This is a genomic window from Stenotrophomonas sp. IS26 (genome assembly GCF_054188265.1).
In genome coordinates this window covers 31,044-47,987 of the sequence record NZ_JBSZJV010000012.1, presented here as the reverse complement: position 1 = coordinate 47,987, position 16,944 = coordinate 31,044, and the positions used below count along the sequence as shown (strand labels likewise).

The following is a 16,944-nucleotide window of genomic DNA, read 5'->3' as shown; positions in this document are numbered from 1 at the left end:
CAGGACGGCAACGCGCAGCCGGTTACGCGCTCATGTCCAGCACCACGCGGCCTTCGATCTTGCCGGCCTGCATGCGCGCGAAGATGTCGTTGATGTTCTCCAGCGAATCGCTGGTCACCGTCGCGGCCACCTTGCCCTGCTCGGCGAATTCCAGCGATTCCTGCAGGTCCAGACGGGTGCCGACGATCGAGCCACGCACGGTGATGCCGTTGAGCACCATGCCGAAGATATCCAGCGGGAAGTTGCCCGGCGGCAGGCCGTTCAACGAGACGGTGCCGCCGCGCCGGACCATGCCCAGTGCCTGCTCGAAGGCCTTCGGCGAGACCGCGGTGACCAGCGCCCCGTGTGCCCCGCCGATCTCCTTCTTCAGGAACGCGGCCGGATCGGTGTTGCGCGCGTTGACGGTGATCGTCGCTCCCAGCCGCTCGGCCAGGGCGAGCTTGCCGTCGTCGATATCCACCGCGGCCACGTTCAGGCCCATCGCCTTGGCGTACTGCACGGCCATGTGGCCGAGCCCGCCGATGCCGGAGATCACCACCCACTGGCCGGGCTTGGTATCGGTGACCTTCAGGCCCTTGTAGACCGTGACGCCGGCGCACAGGATGGGCGCCACCTCGATGAAGCCCACGCCCTTGGGCAGCAGCCCGACATACGCAGCGTTTGCCAACGCGTACTCGGCGAAGCCACCGTTCACCGAGTAACCCGTGTTCTGCTGCGCTTCGCACAGCGTTTCCCAGCCGCCCAGGCAGTGCTCGCAGTAGCCGCACGCCGAATACAGCCACGGGATGCCGACACGGTCGCCTTCGCGGATATGGCTGACCCCGGCGCCGACCGCGACCACGTGGCCGACGCCCTCGTGGCCGGGAATGAAGGGCGGGTTCGGCTTGACCGGCCAGTCCCCGTCCACCGCATGCAGGTCGGTGTGGCACACGCCACAGGCTTCGATCTTCACCAGGATATCGCCGGGCCCCGGACGCGGCACCTCGACTTCCTCGATACGCAACGGCTTTCCGAACTCGCGGACAACAGCGGCCTTCATGGTCTTGTTCATGCGTGGATCTCCGTGGATGGCCAATGACAGCACTGTGGCGCCGGCCGCATGCCGGCGCCTTGATCGGGATCAAGCCCGGGGCAGGCTCAGAAGAAGCCCAGCTTCTTGGGCGAGTAGCTGACCAGCAGGTTCTTGGTCTGCTGGTAGTGGTCGAGCATCATCTTGTGGTTCTCGCGGCCGATGCCCGACTGCTTGTAACCACCGAACGCAGCATGCGCCGGATAGGCGTGGTAGCAGTTGGTCCACACGCGCCCGGCCTGGATGCCACGGCCCATGCGGTACAGGCGCGAGGCATCGCGGCTCCACACCCCGGCACCGAGGCCGTACAGGGTGTCGTTGGCGAGCTCCAGGGCTTCTTCCTCGGTCTTGAACGTGGTCACCGAGACCACCGGCCCGAAGATCTCTTCCTGGAACACGCGCATCTTGTTGTGGCCCTTGAACACGGTCGGCTTCACGTAGAAGCCGCCGGCCAGGTCGCCCTCCAGCTTGGCCTGCTCACCGCCGATCAGCACCTGCGCCCCTTCCTGCCGGCCGATGTCGAAGTAGGAAAGGATCTTCTCCAGCTGCTCGGAGGAGGCCTGCGCACCGACCATCGTGTTGGGATCGAGCGGATTGCCCTGCTTGATCGCGGCCACGCGCGTGAGCGCACGTTCCATGAATTTCTCGTAGATCGATTCCTGGATCAGCGCGCGCGAGGGGCAGGTGCAGACCTCGCCCTGGTTGAAGGCGAACAGCACGAAACCCTCCACGGCCTTGTCGAGGAAGTCATCGTCCTCGGCCATGACATCAGCGAAGAAGATGTTCGGCGACTTGCCGCCCAGTTCCAGCGTCACCGGGATCAGGTTCTGGCTGGCGTACTGCATGATCAGGCGGCCGGTGGTGGTCTCGCCGGTGAAGGCGATCTTGGCGATGCGCGGGTTGGAGGCCAGCGGCTTGCCCGCCTCCACGCCGAAGCCGTTGACCACGTTGAGCACACCCTTGGGCAGCAGATCGCCGATCACCTCCATCAGCACCAGGATCGACGCCGGGGTCTGCTCGGCCGGCTTGAGCACCACGCAGTTGCCGGCGGCCAGCGCGGGCGCGAGCTTCCAGGCCGCCATCAGCATCGGGAAGTTCCACGGGATGATCTGCCCGACCACGCCGAGCGGCTCGTGGAAGTGGTAGGCGATGGTGTCCTTGTCGATCTCCGACAGGCTGCCTTCCTGCGCGCGCACCGCGCCGGCGAAGTAGCGGAAGTGATCGGCCATCAGCGGCACGTCGGCGTTGAGCGTTTCGCGGATCGGCTTGCCGTTGTCCCAGGTTTCGGCATGGGCGAGCAGCTCGAGGTTCTGCTCGATGCGGTCGGCGATCCGGTTGAGGATGTTGGCGCGCTCGGTGGTCGAGGTCTGGCCCCAGGCGGTCTTGGCCGCGTGGGCGGCGTCCAGCGCCGCTTCGATGTCCTCGGCGTTGGAACGGGCGACCTCGGTGAACACCTTGCCCGTCACCGGCGTGGTGTTCTCGAAATACTGGCCGCTGCGCGGGGCCACCCACTCCCCGCCGATGTAGTTGCCGTAGCGCGGCTTGAAGATGGACTGCGGGTCGGTGGCGTGCGGCTTGGCAGACGTGACGGCATTCATGGTGCATCTCCGGATGGCGGTGGACAGGCCCGATAAGGGTCTGTTCCATGGCGCAAGGACGATGCCAGGTTCCGTGTGGTGCAGTGCGGCAAGGCGTCACCCGGCGTACCGATTGGAGCGGGGTTCGGAAACTGATGCGGTGCACCACGGCCGGTCATTGCACGGTAACGCCGGGTGTGGTGTTTATCGGAACAGGCCCCGCTACAACTGTCGCAGATTGCGACACTGGAGAATCCAGGTGTCCCAGCTCCCGCTCCAGCACCGTGTCGGCAATGCGCGACGCTCCTTTTTCGAGCGTGGCGCGGCGCCGGTCGGCAGCGTGCCCGACACCATCCTGCAGTCGTGGCAGCGCTGCCAGCGCGGCGGGCTATCGGTCGATGCACAGCCGGAGGTCGAACCGCTGCCGGACGCCCGCCTGCGCGAGCTGCGCCAGCGCCAGGAAACGCTGTGGCGGCTGGCGCGACCGGAGCTGGATGGCCTGGCCGCCGACATCGCCGCGACCGGCAGCATCGCGCTGCTGACCGACGAAGCCGGCTGGATCCTGGATGCGGAGGGCAACCCGGGTTTCCTCGACAAAGCCGGGCGGGTGGCGTTGATGCCAGGCGTGCGGTGGGATGAAACCACGGTGGGCACCAACGCGATCGGCACCGCCATCGTCGAAGGTCGCTCGGTGGAGGTACGTGGCGGCGAGCACTACTTCGCGCCGCACGCGATCCTGACCTGTTCGGCAACACCGATCTTCGATCCGTACGGGCAGCGTGTGGGCGTGCTCGACATCTCCGGCGACGCGCGCCAGCAGCACCTGCACGCCCGCGTGCTGGCACGGCAGGCGGTGGCGCATATCGAGCACCGCTACTTCGAGGCGGGACTGGGCGACTGCGAGGTGGTCCGCCTGCATCACGACGCCGGCCTGCTCGGTACCGCGCGCGAAGGCGTGCTGGGCTTCCGCAATGGCCGCCTGGTGGCCGCCAACCGTGCCGGGCTGGCCCTGTTCGGGCTGGACCACGGCGACATCGGCAGGGCGCCCTACGAGGCGCTGTTCGATGGTCCACTCTCACGGCTGCATGATGACGGCGCGCTGGTGGATCGCCAGGGCCGCGCGCTGTACGGCCACGTGAGCCCTGCCGGCGGCGCCACGGTCCGCTCGCCGCTGCCCGCGCGTCCGACCCCCGCCGCACCCGCGCGTGCCGCCGCAGCGGCGGTGCGGGCGGATGCCAGCCCCCTGTTCGACGCCGCCCAGCAGCAGGTGCTCGAGCGCGCCTGCCGCGTGCTGGATGCGCAGCTGCCCGTGCTGCTGCAGGGCGAGACCGGCACCGGCAAGGAGGTGTTCGCACGTGAACTGCATCGGCGCAGCACGCGTGCCGACAAACCGTTCGTGGCGGTCAACTGCGCGGCGCTGCCGGAAGGCCTGATCGAAGCCGAGCTGTTCGGCTACGAGGAAGGTGCCTTCACCGGGGCGCGCAAGAGCGGCAATACCGGCCTGCTGCGCCAGGCCCAGGGCGGCGTGCTGTTCCTTGATGAGATCGGCGATATGCCGCTGGCGCTGCAGCCGCGCCTGTTGCGCGTCCTTCAGGAGCGCACGCTGTCACCGCTGGGTGGCGGCAAGCCGGTACAACTGGATTTCGCCTTGATCTGCGCTACCCACCGCGATCTCGATCAGGCGATGGCCGCCGGTGACTTCCGCAGCGACCTCTACTACCGCATCGCCGACCACAGCGTGCGCCTGCCGGCCCTGCGCGAGCACGCCGAACGCGCGGCGCTGGTGCAGGGGCTGTGGCAACGGCTCGGCGAGGGCCGGCAACTGGAGAGCGCGGCGCTGGAGGCGCTGGCCGGGTATGCCTGGCCGGGCAATCTGCGGCAGCTGTGTTCCTGCCTGCGCACGCTGGTGGCGCTGAGCGATCCGGGTGAGGTGATCCGGCACGCGATGCTGCCGGCCTATCTGCAGGCCGCGCCTGCCCCGGTGATGCCGTCCGCGGCCGAGGGGCTGGAGGCGATGACCGAAACCGCCATGCGCGAGGCACTGCGCGCGAGCCATGGCAATGTCGCCCAGGCGGCGCGCGCGCTGGGCATCAGCCGCAGCACGCTGTATCGCCGTGTCGGGGCGACGGCCCGCCGTCACTGAGACGGCAGGCCGTGTGGGCTCAGCCGACCAGCGCGGCCGAATCGCGCGCCAGCTGCTCGATGCCGGCCCAGTCCCTGGCCTGCAGCAGCGCCCGGGTGGTCAGCCAGGACCCGCCCACGCACAGCACGTTGGGCAGGTGCAGGAAATCGCGTGCGGTCTGCGCGCTGATGCCGCCGGTCGGGCAGAAGCGCACATCGCCGAACGGGCCGTTCCATGCCGACAGCATGGCCGCGCCGCCAGCCTGCACGGCCGGGAAGAACTTGAAGGTATCCAGGCCGTGTTCCAGGCCGAGCATCAGCTCCGACGAGGTCGCCACGCCCGGCAGGAACGGCAGATCGGTATCGCGGGCGGCGGCGTACAGGCGCGCGGTCGCGCCCGGCGACACCGCGAAGCGCCCGCCCACCTGCTTGACCTTCTCCATCTGCGCGGCGGTCAGCACGGTGCCGGCGCCGACCACGGCATCGGGCACCGCCTCCACCATCGCCTGGATCGCGTCCATCGCCATCGGCGTGCGCAGCGTCACTTCGATCACCGGCAGGCCGCCGTTGAACAGTGCGCGTGCGACCTCGACGGCATCGTCGACGTTTTCCGGGGTGAACACCGGAATCACCGGCGCCAGTTTCAGGACTGCGCGTACGCGCGGATCAGCGCCGGACATCGAATCGCTCCTCGCCCGTGAGGGCCATGATGTCAGCCTCGCTGACAGGGTTGAAGTCGCCGGGGATCGAGTGCTTCAGGCAGCCTGCGGCGAGGCCGAAACGCACGATCGCGTCCGGCGCGAAGCCGCGCATCATGCCATGCAGGATGCCGGCGGCGAAGGCATCGCCACCGCCGATGCGGTCCACGATGCCGATCATCTCGCGGGTCGGCGCCACCGCGCGGGTGCCGTCGCGGCCGATCAGCATCGCCCCGAGTGCGTGGTTGTCCACGCTGTGCGGCGTGCGCTGCGTGCAGGCCATCCACTGCAACCGCGGGAACGCGGCGAAGGCCTGCGCCGCGGCCGCGTCGACGCGCTCACGCACATCGGCCTGCTCGAACTCCCCGCCGAGCACCACGCCGATATCGCGGTAGTCGGCGAAGACGAGATCGGCGCAGGCGAACAGCTCGCGCAGGATGCCGGGCGCATCGCCCTGCCAGCGCGCCCACAGCGACGGGCGGAAGTTGCCGTCGAAGGAGACCTTCACGCCCCGCGCGCATGCCGCACGGGCCGCGGCCAGCGTGGCCTGGGCCATGGCCGGGTTGAGCGCCGGGCTGACCCCGGACAGGTGCAGCCAGTCGGCGCCGGCCAGCAGCGTGTCCCAGTCGTAATCGGCGGCGCTGCTGTTGGCGAAGGCCGAATCGGCACGGTCGTAGACCACTTCGCTGGCGCGCTGCACGGCGCCGGTGGTCAGGAAGTACAGGCCCATGCGGCCGTCGGTGCGGCGCACGGCGCTGGTGTCCACGCCATGCCGGCGCAGCTCGCCCAGCGCGAACTCGCCCAACGGGTTCGCCGGCACCGTGCTGACCGCCGCCACCGCATGCCCAAGATGGGCCAGCGAGACACCGACGTTGGCCTCCGCGCCCCCGGCGTGGACCGCCAGCTGGCCGCGCTGCAGCAGCAGCTCGCGGCCGGGTGCGCTCATGCGCAGCAACAACTCTCCGAAACAGACAACACGACTCATGGTCCTGGATCCTTGTGAGGGCTGCGGACGCCGCAAGGACGCCCCGCAGCAATGGCTAGCGGTGTCATTCTAGCGATGGACGCCGCCCCGTCCACCTGTCCCGAATGTCGGAACCATTGTCCTGCAAGCGTCTGCGGGACATTCAAGGTCTGCTGCGGTGCAAGATGCCGGATCAGTAACGGGCTGTTAACGTCCGCCCTGACCAGCGGTGTCATTGCACTGACATGTCGTTGGATAGCTGTTTCATGTAGCACCTTGGGAGAGGGAAAACATGCAAGTCCAGAACACGCAGAAAAAGACACCGGTTACCTTGCTGGCATTGTCGATCGGCCTGGCGCTGAGTGGTACCGCGCTGGCCCAGGATGCGGGCACCAACCCCACCGACCTGGATACCGTCACCGTCACCGGCTACCGCGCCAGTGTCGAGAAGGCGCTGGACATCAAGCGCGGCGAAGCCGGCGTGGTCGATGCCATCGTGGCCGAGGATATCGGCAAGTTCCCGGATCTGAACCTGGCCGAATCGCTGCAGCGCATCCCCGGCGTGGTCATCACCCGTGAGGCCGGCGAAGGCCGCAACATCTCGGTGCGTGGCCTGGGCCCGGACTTCACCCGCGTGCGCATCAACGGCATGGAAGCGCTGACCACCGTCGGCGCCGGTGACCAGAGCGGCGGCACCAACCGCGGCCGTGGCTTCGATTTCAACGTGTTCGCCTCCGACCTGTTCTCGCAGCTGCTGGTGCGCAAGACCGCCTCGGCCGATGTCGAGGAAGGCTCGCTCGGGGCCACGGTCGACCTGCGCACCGCGCGCCCGTTCGACTATGACGGCTTCACCTTCGCCGCCAGCGGCCAGGCCGGCTACAACGCGATGGCCGAAAAGGCCGACCCGCGCATGGCCGCACTGATCTCCAACACCTTTGCCGATGGCACCTTCGGTGCGTTGTTGTCGGTGGCCTATTCCGAGCGCCAGGCGCTGGAGGAAGGCTCCAATACCGGCCGCTGGGCCAATGGCCCCAGCAACGGCGGCTTCAGCGCCACCTCGCCGTTCGCCGCGGCGCGTTCGGCCGATGTCTACCACCCGCGCTTCCCGCGCTATGTGCAGATGGAACATGAGCAGAAGCGCCTGGGCGTGACCGGTACCCTGCAGTGGAAGCCGAGTGACGCCACCGAGTTCTCGCTGGACGCGCTGTACTCCAAGATCGACGCCACCCGCGATGAACATTACATCGAGGCGATTTCCTTCAGCCGCAACCGCGATTCGGCCACCGGCGCGCTGCGTCGCCCCGATCGCGACGGCAAGCCGTCGATGATCGTCAAGAACGGCGTGATCGAAAACAACGCCCTGGTCTACGGCGAGTTCGACAACGTCGACATCCGCTCGGAGAACCGTCACGACGAGTGGAGCACCGAGTTCAAGCAGCTCAGCCTCAACGGCCAGCACCGCTTCGGTGACGACTTCACCCTGTCCGGAAAGATCGGCATCTCGCGCTCCAAGCACGAGAACCCGGTGCAGACCACGGTCATCATGGACAAGTACGACGTCGACAATTACAGCTACGACTACCGGGGCAACAGCCGGTTCCCGACGCTGAACTACGGCATCGACCCGACCAATCCCGCAGGCTGGGAACTGGCCGAAATCCGCCTGCGCCCGCAGTACGTGGACAACGACTTCGATACCGGCCAGCTGGATTTCAACTGGAACATCAGCCCCGGCTTCCGCTTGAAGGGCGGCGTGCTCGCCAAGGACTACACCTTCAAGACCACCGAACTGCGCCGTGCCAGCGAACTGGCCGTGCCCAACTTCGCCGATGGCACCAAGATCGTGCCGGTGGACATGACCGCGCAGGCCGGCCTGAAGGGCATCAACGGCAGCCCGTCCAACTGGGTGGTGCCGGATCTGAACGCCATCGCCGATCAGTTCGACATCTACAGCAACAGCGGCATCTTCGCCGTCGCCCCGCGTGCCAACAACGTGCGCAGCGTCGAAGAGAAGGACCGCGGTGCCTACCTGATGGGCGAGTTCTCCACCGAACTGGGCAGCCTGCCGCTGTCGGGTAACGTGGGCGTGCGCTACGTGCGCACCAAGCAGAGCTCCACCGGCCTGTCCACGCTGGCCACCGGTACGGTCGCCACTACCGAAAACCGCACCTACAACGACACCCTGCCCTCGTTCAACCTGGTGGCCGAAGTCAGCCCGGACTTCCTGATCCGCCTCGGCGCGGCCAAGGTGATGAGCCGCCCGGGCCTGGGCAGCCTGACGCCTGGCGCAACGGTGGCCGTGGCCGGTGGTGCACGCACCATCTCCAGCGGCAACCCGGACCTGGAGCCGATCCGCGCGACCAACGTCGACCTCGGCTTCGAGTGGTACTTCGCCGAAGGCGCGATGGCCGGCATCGGTCTGTTCTACAAGGACATCGAGAGCTTCGTGCAGACCACCCGCGAAGTGCGTCCGTACTCTGACAGCGGCCTGCCTGCCTCGCTGCTGATCGGCACCGGTGCCTCGCCCACGGATGACTTCACCTACAGCCGGCCGGTCAACACCCCGGGCGGTGAGCTGCACGGCGTGGAAGCCAACTACACCCAGCCGTTCACCTTCCTGCCGGGCAAGTGGTCCAACCTCGGCGTGCAGTTGAACTACACCTGGGTGGAATCGCAGATCCAGTACCTCAACGCCGCGGGCCAGCCGGTGATGAAGACCGACCTGACCGGTCTGTCCAAGTCCTCCTGGAACGCCACATTGTTCTACGAAGGCAAGGTCTTCTCCGGCCGTGTCTCGGCGACCAACCGCGATGACTACCTGACCCAGGCACCGGGTACGGAAACCGGCTTCAATCTCGATGGTTATCACGGCATGACCGGCACCACGGTCCTCGATGCCTCGATCCGCTACACAATCAGCGACCAGCTCGAACTGAGCCTGGAAGGCATCAACCTGACCAACGAAGCCTCCGACGAGTGGGTCTACTCGCCGGCCACCGGTCGCCTGCCGCTGCAGTACACCGAAACCGGCCGCCAGTTCCTGCTCGGCGTGCGCTACAAGTTCTGATTCAACGGCCGTACCCACCGGCGGCGTGAGCGATCACGCCGCCGGCTGCGCGCACGCCGCCATCGTTGCCATCCCTCGACCCTCGCCAGCACACGCACGCTGCTGCGGCGCAAGATGCCGCCCCGTGAAGGGTTTGTTACGTTTCGGATGACCAGCGGTGTCACGCGGCAATGCGCGACAGACGCTCCGGGGGAGGCCGGACGTCATGACTCATCAACATCAAAGTCGCATGGCGGCGCACCCTGGGAGGGGGTTACACACGATGGATCGACTCGACACCCGTAAAAAGACACCGGTTACCTTGCTTGCGGTCTCAATCGCGTTCGCGCTGCAGAGCGTGGCCGGCATCGCCGCGGCACAGCAGACGCCCGAAGCGGCCGCCTCGCTCAATGCAGTGGATCTGGACAAAGTGGAGGTCAAAGCGACCTACCGCGAAAGCCTGCAGCAGTCCCTGGATGAAAAGCGCTACAGCGTCGAGCAGGTCGATGCGATCTACGCCGAAGACATCGGCAAGTTCCCGGATCTGAACCTGGCCGAGTCGATGCAGCGCATCGCCGGCGTCTCGATCGATCGCGAAGGTGGCGAAGGCCAGCAGATCTCCGTGCGCGGCCTGGGCTCGGATTTCACCCGCGTGCGCATCAACGGTCTGGAAGCGCTGTCCACCGCCGGCAGCGGCACCACCGGCGTCAACCGCAGCCGCGGCTTCGACTTCAATACCTTCGCCTCGGAGCTGTTCAGCCGGGTCAAGATCAACAAGACCCAGTCGGCGCAGACCGACGAGGGCTCGCTGGGTGCCACGGTCGATCTGCGCGGCTCGCGCCCGTTCGATTTCGAGGGCTTCCAGGCCTCGCTCGGTGGCCAGTACGGCTACAACGAGCTGTCAAAAAACAAGGATCCGCGCATCTCCGGCCTGATCAGCAACACCTGGGCCGACGGCCGCGTCGGCGCGCTGATGTCGGTGGCCTACAGCAAGCGCACCATCTTCGAGGAAGGCTACAACCCGGTCCGCTGGGAGCACGGCAACTACCGCAACTCCAACCAGAGCACCGCGGCCAACAACGGCACCTACGGCTTCTGCAGCCCGGCCGGCTACGACCCGCAGACCCCGCGCAATCCGCTGGCCAACGAGACCGCCGCCGGTGTCGGCAGCGCCGCCAACCAGGCGCGCAGCAACGGCTGGGGCAGCTACGGCATCGATGCCACCCACTGCGGCCCCGGCCTGGACCGCCCCGCGGCGACGGCCGAGAACATCGCCGCCTACGAGACCGCGACCAACGCCTGGATCCCGCGTTACCCGCGCTATATCCGCACCGAACATGAGATCGAGCGCCTGGGCGTCACCGGCGCGCTGCAGTTCAAGGTCAGCGACGACACTCAGCTGAACCTGGACATGCTGTATTCCAAGCTCGACAAGAACGTGCGCGAAGATTCCATCGGCGCCAACCTGCACCGCACCGCGCAGTACGGCGGCAAGACCCAGATCGTGGTCCGCGAAGCACAGGCCGATGAACAGAACCGCCTGACCTACGGCGTGTTCGACAACGTGGATTTCCGCACCGAATCCACCGCGATCGAAGAGAGCACCGAGTTCAAGCAGTTCAGCCTGAACCTGGAACATCGCTTCAACGATGCGGTGCGCCTGGATGCGGTGATCGGCCACTCCGAATCCAACTACGAGCGGCCGGTCTTCTCGATGGTCAGCTTCGACAACAGCAACCTGGATGGCTTCGTGCTGGACATGCGCAACGGCAAGGTGCCGGCGATGTCCTTCCCGTTCGATCTCAACGCGGTGGATAACTGGAAGTGGCTGGGCTACGGCAGCACGCCGGTCAATGCCAACGGCACGGCGCGCGGCGGCAACATCAGCGAAGTGCGTTTGAACCCGCAGTACGTCGACAACGCCTTCGACACGGCCAAGGTCGACCTCACGTTCAACATCAATCCCACCTTCACCCTGCGCGGCGGTCTGGCCTACAAGGACTACGACATGAGCACGCAGGAGTACCGCAACATCAGCTACGGCCGCCTGTCGCAGGCGCTGCCGGCCGGTGTGGGCGTGGGTGACCTGAGCAACACGCTGAGCGGCTTCGGCAAGGGCATGGACGGCAACCTGCCCAACGCGTGGCTGGTGCCGGACTTCAACCAGATCGCCAAGCTGCTGGACATCTACTGCAACTGCAACACCGGCACGCTCGGCGGTGATTACCGCCTGGCCAGCGTCGGTCACTTCGGGGCGTCCAACAACAACTTCGACGTCAACGAGAAGAGCTACGGCAGCTACCTGCAGTTGGACTTCAACACCGACCTGCTGGGCCGCGCGTTCCGCGGCAACCTGGGCGTGCGCTACGTGCAGACCCGCATCACCGCCGATGGCTATGCGCCGTGCACGGCCACCAACGCCAATGATCTGTCCTCGGCGTGCGAGCCGTTCTTCGGCGTGGCCAGCGCCACTGCCGATCCCGGCGAGCGCCTGCAGGTCGGCACCCGGGTCGGCCACAAGTACGACGACTGGCTGCCCTCGTTGAACCTGGCCTGGGACCTGAGCGATACCTTCGTGCTGCGCTTCGGCGCGGCCAAGACCATGGCCCGCCCGACCCTGTCCAACCTGTCGCCGAGCGTCAGCGGTGGTCCCACCGCCTACTTCGATGACGACCGCAGCTACTCGATCAACCTGGGCAATCCCAAGCTCGATCCGTTCCGCTCGACCAACTACGACCTGAGCGCGGAGTGGTACTTCGACGAAGGCGCGCTGCTGTCGGCCGCGGTGTTCTACAAGGACATCGAGAGCTATGTGCAGCGCACCCGCCTGCTCACCACCTGGGCGGACATGGGCTACTCGCTGGATCTGCTGCCGACCGGCTTCAGCCCGGACACGGTGTTCAACGTGCAGAGCTACTTCAACACCCCGGGCGGCCCGCTCAAGGGCTATGAGGTGTCCTACCAGCAGCCTTTCAGCTTCCTGCCCGGCTTCTGGCGCAACTTCGGCGTGCAGCTGAACTACACGCACGTCGAATCCAAGATCAAGTACATGTTCAGCTCGGGCACCGGCAGCACGATCGTCACCACCTACACCGAGAACGACCTGCTGAATCTCTCGCCGAACTCGTACAACGCCACGCTGTACTACGACGACGGCCGCTTCAGCGCCCGCGTCTCCACCAGCTACCGCGACGCGTACATCAGCACCATCCTGTCGCAGGAGAACGTGTGGGACCTGGACGGCAACCAGTTCGCCACGGCTGATGTGCAGGGCAAGTACAGCGTGGAGAACGTGGATTTCAACATGTCCTACAAGGTCAACAAGAACCTCTCGCTGACCTTGGAAGCGATCAACCTGCTCGACACCGCCGATGAGCGCTATGTCGATTCGGCGTTGTCGCTGCCGGACCGCTACACGCATACCGGGCGGCAGTACTACCTCGGCCTGCGCTACAAGTTCTGACCGTGCTGCGCCTGCCGCCACCTGTATCGCGCCCGTCCCTGTCCTTCTCTCCGGGATGGCGGGCGCGGTGCGGGGGCGGGAGGCCACCGTGAGCCGCTGACGCCCGCTGGTGGTTCCGCTGTACTGTTTCTGCTGTCGAAAGGAAGGTCCCATGCATCGCCCTGTCGCCCCCTTGATCCGTCCCTCCCGCCTGTCCGCCAGCCTGCTGGCGCTGCTGCTCGCCGGCAGTGGTACCGCCTGGGCGCAGACCGCACCGCAGCTGCTGTTCCACGTGTCGGCCGACCAGAGTCTGCAGGCCGATACCGCTGTGGGTGACCCGGTCCCCAACTTCGTGGACAAGGTGAAGCGGGTGCCCAACGGCGCGCATGGCAGCGCGATCGAATGGGCGGATGATGGCGTGTTGTCGTGGAACGCACCGGGCAACATCCAGGCACAGCGCGGCACACTCGGCTTCTTCTGGCGCTCGCGCTATGCGGTGGGTGAAGCGCCGTTCGTGATCTTCCGGGTCGGCTATGCCGACCACAGCAGCTGGGACATGGCCTGGCTGCGCATCGACTGGAATGGCCACGGCTTCGATGCCTTCGTCACCGATGCCAACCTGGCGCGCACGCGCGTGTCGTTCAAGCTCGACCAGAACCCCTCGCCGCAACAGTGGCAGCACATCGCCTTCGGCTGGGATGAGAACCACGGCGTGCGGCTGTACGTGGATGGCAGGGAGGTCGCCCGCCAGGAGACCACCGCCGACTACGATGCCGCACTCGATCAGCTCGGCCTGGCCGCGCGCGTGATGGCCCCCTACCAGGTGCAGAGCCGCTACAACTTCCTGCGCGGCAGCGATTTCGACGAGATCCGCGTCTATGACCGCCTGCTCGACCCAGCCGGCATGGCCGCGCTGGCCCGCAATGCCGCGCCCCGCACGGCAGTGGCCGAACCGGATCCGATGCGCGCCTGGCGCCATCGCCATGGCTGGGACGCTGCGCCGCCGCCGGCGTTGACCGCGCCGACCACCACGATCCGCAAGATCGAATTCGCCGATACCAAGGACCACAAGCAGTGGATGTGGAAGGCGACCGACGGCATCGCCGAAACCACCTGGCCGGGTGTCTACAACCGTTCACGGCTGCCGGGCCGCAACGATTACTTCCAGCTGCCGGACTGGAATACCTATGTAGAGGGTGGCCAGCAGCTCGACCTGACCCTGCCGGCCGGTGAGACCGTCAACCGCATCGAAGTGCGCGGCGCCGCCTTCGGCGGGTTGAGCCACAGTGTGGACGGCCAGCCAGCGCAGGCCCTGTTCGAGCGCCCGCAGGGGGTGGTCCGCAGCGTCAACCAGATCCCTGCGCAGGCGGGCGGCGTGCTGCACTTCCGCAATACCGCGCAGGAAACCCCGATCCAGGAAATCTGGGCGTACCAGGTCAGCGATGCCGCCGAGCCGGAGGGCACGGTCAAGCAGCGCTACCTGATCGACAGCCAGGCCCTGCCGGACTACACCAACATCGCGGCGCTGCGCGAGTACATCGACGGCCGCTACCCGGCGGCCGAACGCAGCACGGTGATGGCGCTGCCCAAGGGCGCCGGCTCACGCAAGCGCACGGCCGACACGCTGCCCGCGCAGCCGATGCCGATCGTGCACGTGCTGATTCCCTCCGGCGTCAGTGATGCCCCGGCGGCGCAGCCGCTGATCCGCAGCTGGGCGCATAGCTGGGAGAACATGCATGACGGGCTGGACGGCGTCGCGATCGATCTGCCCAAACTCGATCTGCCGGCCACCCATGACGGCCTGATCCCGCTCAACATCCGCATCAAGGACCCGCTCTGGCCGGCGCGCGACATGATCGACGTGTCGGTTTCGGTCAAGCCGGGCCAGAAGCGCACCCTGTGGCTGGACCTGCGCGACCGCATCCTGACCGCCGACAGCCTATGGATCTCCGTCGCGTCGGCCGCGCCCGGCTTCAACGCCAGCGCGCTGGACGGTGCGGAAATCCGCATGGTCTACAAGGACCGCGAGGAGGCCAGGAAGGAACACATCGCCGACCGCTTCAACCAGGTGCGCGACAACTGGGGCTTCCTGGTCGAAGAGCACACCACCTCCAAGCGCCAGCGGCTGTACGCGCGCGTGTACGCCGATCTCAGCGACCTGCTGCGGGTGGACCCGGACCACGAGCTCGGCCGCCTGTACTGGAATTACATCAGCTACAACAGCCAGGGCAAACCGCCGTTCGCCCAGCCCGCGGCGCCCAACGGCGTGCCGCTGTGGGCGTTCCGGCAGACCGAAGATCTCAAGTACGTGCGTCGCTTCATCGAATGGTGGATCGATAACCGCCAGATCGCCTACGGTGATTTCGGCGGCGGCATCTCCGACGATTCCGACCTGACCCAGCAGTGGCCGGGGCTGGCCCTGATGGGCGTGCAGCCGGACAAGCTCAATGCCTCGCTGACCGCGCTGTCCGATGCGGTGTACCGCAATGGCATGTTCAGCAACGGCCTGAGCACCATCGAGACCGACGAACTGCATTCCTACGAGGAGGGCATCAACACCAACAGCGCGATGCTCTACCTCAACTGGGGCGATCCGCTCACCGTCGAGCGCCTGATGGAAACGGTGAAGGCGTTCGACGAACGCATCATCCTGCCCAACCCGCAGGGCCATCTGCTGTTCTCCAGCAACTGGTTCGGCGGCAACAAGGTCTACCGCGAACCGAACTGGCAATGGCAGAAGCCGTATTCCTTCCCGGTCCTGCACCCGGCGTTCCTGATCGGCCAGTACAACGCTGATCCGACCGGCCGCAAGCTGGTCACCGGCCTGGCCGATGGCTATCTCGCCCACGCCTACACCGACGACAAGGGCCGCTGGGCACTGCCGAACGAGATCAACTGGGCAACCGGCAAGACCCGCGGCGGTGAGCTCAACAACGGCTCGGGCAGCGGCGACATCATGCACACCTTCTGGGCGGCATGGCGCTGGACGGGCGATGATAAGTACCTCAAGGCGCTGGATTATCGCGTCGAGCGCGGTGGGCCGGGGGCGCTGTCCAACCTGGGCGAGAACTATGTCGAGGCCCTCGGCCGCGGCGCCGAATGGAACCCGCGCTTCATCAGCGATGCCGAGGGTGGCAGCACCGGCTTCGCCAGCCTGATGGCGTGGCAGGCCACCGGCGACAAGAAGTATCTGGAAGCGCTGCATGCCGACGGCATCCAGGCCAAGGCGCAGCGCGAATACATGAACACCGAAGGCCACTGGTGGTCCGACCGTGTCGAAGCGCCAAGCGAATTCCTGCAGCGTGCACGCCTGGGCGGCATCGCGCTCAAGCGCAACCAGAGCTGGCCGGGCCACACCGTGAGCTGGCGCTTCGCCCAGCCGCAGGCCGCCGAGCAGGTCGCGCTGCTGGTGCACGCGCCCTCGCCGGACCGCTTCAAGGTGATCGCCTACAACCTGGGCAAGCACGCGGTGGAGGCGGAGATGAGCACCTGGAACGTCACCGCCGGGCAATGGCGGATGACCAGCGGCGTGGACCGCAACGGCGATGACACCATCGACGGCAAGGCCACCACGCGTGATCTCACCCTGGAACGCAGTGCCTCGACCACGCTGCGGTTCGTGCCGGGCCAGAGCCAGGTGTTCGAATTTGAGCTGGTGCAGGCCGGCACGCCGGTCGAACAGCGGCCCGACCTCGGCATCGGGCGCGGCGATGTGCGCGTGGACGGGCGCCAGGTGCAGGTGACCGTGCACAGCCTGGGCCATGTCGCGACCGGTGTGGGCGTGGCAGTGCTGGAAGATGCCAGGGGCCGTGAGCTGGCCCGGGCCGAGATTCCGAGGTTGGCGGCGCCGAGCGACCTGCTGCCGAAGACCACGATTGTCAGCCTGCCGTTGCCGGCCGGGGATCGCGGTGGCCTGCGCGTACGGGTGATGCAGGCCGACGGTGCGGCCGAAGTGACCCAGCGCAACAATGGGGTGGCGCTGGACCCGTAACGCCATGCGGTGCATGGCGCTGCCGGCTCCCGGCCC

8 protein-coding genes are annotated in these 16,944 nt (G+C 66.9%); 4 read left to right on the top strand and 4 right to left on the bottom strand.

Annotated elements, in window-relative coordinates:
- Nucleotides 1-22 precede the first annotated feature (22 nt).
- Together adhP and adh are read right to left on the bottom strand one after the other, a co-directional pair.
- Nucleotides 23-1,051, bottom strand: coding sequence for an alcohol dehydrogenase AdhP (adhP, locus tag ACW6W5_RS11970; RefSeq protein ID WP_046272245.1), 1,029 nt, complete (start codon nt 1,049-1,051; stop codon nt 23-25).
- A gap of 86 nt (nt 1,052-1,137) precedes the next feature.
- Nucleotides 1,138-2,667 carry an aldehyde dehydrogenase gene (adh, locus tag ACW6W5_RS11965; RefSeq protein WP_121043786.1) on the bottom strand — a complete coding sequence of 510 codons (1,530 nt, stop codon included), beginning with the start codon at nt 2,665-2,667 and terminating at the stop codon, nt 1,138-1,140.
- Nucleotides 2,668-2,905: 238 nt separating this feature from the next.
- On the opposite strand from adh, the gene ACW6W5_RS11960 reads away from it, so the two are divergent.
- The gene (locus tag ACW6W5_RS11960; protein WP_152152774.1) at nt 2,906-4,789 is read left to right on the top strand and encodes a sigma-54-dependent Fis family transcriptional regulator; all 1,884 of its coding nucleotides are present in this window, start codon (nt 2,906-2,908) and stop codon (nt 4,787-4,789) included.
- A gap of 19 nt (nt 4,790-4,808) precedes the next feature.
- Here the strand turns inward: ACW6W5_RS11960 and eda are convergent, their stop codons facing one another.
- Together eda and ACW6W5_RS11950 are read right to left on the bottom strand one after the other, a co-directional pair.
- On the bottom strand, nt 4,809-5,447 hold the full coding sequence (gene eda, locus ACW6W5_RS11955; RefSeq protein WP_152152772.1) for a bifunctional 4-hydroxy-2-oxoglutarate aldolase/2-dehydro-3-deoxy-phosphogluconate aldolase: 639 nt from the start codon (nt 5,445-5,447) through the stop codon (nt 4,809-4,811).
- Nucleotides 5,434-6,450 carry a sugar kinase gene (locus tag ACW6W5_RS11950; RefSeq protein WP_152152770.1) on the bottom strand — a complete coding sequence of 339 codons (1,017 nt, stop codon included), beginning with the start codon at nt 6,448-6,450 and terminating at the stop codon, nt 5,434-5,436. The genes eda and ACW6W5_RS11950 overlap by 14 nt, the downstream gene beginning before the upstream one ends.
- Before the next feature lie 271 nt (nt 6,451-6,721).
- Between ACW6W5_RS11950 and ACW6W5_RS11945 the strand changes: the two genes are divergently transcribed.
- The 3 genes from ACW6W5_RS11945 (at nt 6,722) to ACW6W5_RS11935 (ending at nt 16,908) form a co-directional block, all read left to right on the top strand.
- On the top strand, nt 6,722-9,496 hold the full coding sequence (locus ACW6W5_RS11945) for a TonB-dependent receptor (protein WP_121043795.1): 2,775 nt from the start codon (nt 6,722-6,724) through the stop codon (nt 9,494-9,496).
- 262 nt (nt 9,497-9,758) lie between these two features.
- Nucleotides 9,759-12,938: a TonB-dependent receptor gene (locus ACW6W5_RS11940; protein ID WP_152152768.1), complete on the top strand. Its 3,180-nt coding sequence runs from the start codon at nt 9,759-9,761 to the stop codon at nt 12,936-12,938.
- A 151-nt stretch (nt 12,939-13,089) separates the two neighbouring features.
- Nucleotides 13,090-16,908, top strand: a complete 3,819-nt coding sequence (locus tag ACW6W5_RS11935; RefSeq protein WP_193222798.1) for a LamG-like jellyroll fold domain-containing protein — start codon at nt 13,090-13,092, stop codon at nt 16,906-16,908.
- The last annotated feature ends 36 nt before the right edge of the window (nt 16,909-16,944 follow it).

Excerpts from the sequence above, each read along its gene's own strand:
- adhP (WP_046272245.1), bottom strand. The coding sequence starts at position 1,051 with ATGAACAAGACCATGAAGGCCGCTGTTGTCCGCGAGTTCGGAAAGCCG.
- adh (WP_121043786.1), bottom strand. The coding sequence starts at position 2,667 with ATGAATGCCGTCACGTCTGCCAAGCCGCACGCCACCGACCCGCAGTCC.
- eda (WP_152152772.1), bottom strand. The coding sequence starts at position 5,447 with ATGTCCGGCGCTGATCCGCGCGTACGCGCAGTCCTGAAACTGGCGCCG.
- ACW6W5_RS11940 (WP_152152768.1), top strand. The coding sequence starts at position 9,759 with ATGGATCGACTCGACACCCGTAAAAAGACACCGGTTACCTTGCTTGCG.
- ACW6W5_RS11945 (WP_121043795.1), top strand. The coding sequence starts at position 6,722 with ATGCAAGTCCAGAACACGCAGAAAAAGACACCGGTTACCTTGCTGGCA.
- ACW6W5_RS11935 (WP_193222798.1), top strand. The coding sequence starts at position 13,090 with ATGCATCGCCCTGTCGCCCCCTTGATCCGTCCCTCCCGCCTGTCCGCC.
- ACW6W5_RS11950 (WP_152152770.1), bottom strand. The coding sequence starts at position 6,450 with ATGAGTCGTGTTGTCTGTTTCGGAGAGTTGTTGCTGCGCATGAGCGCA.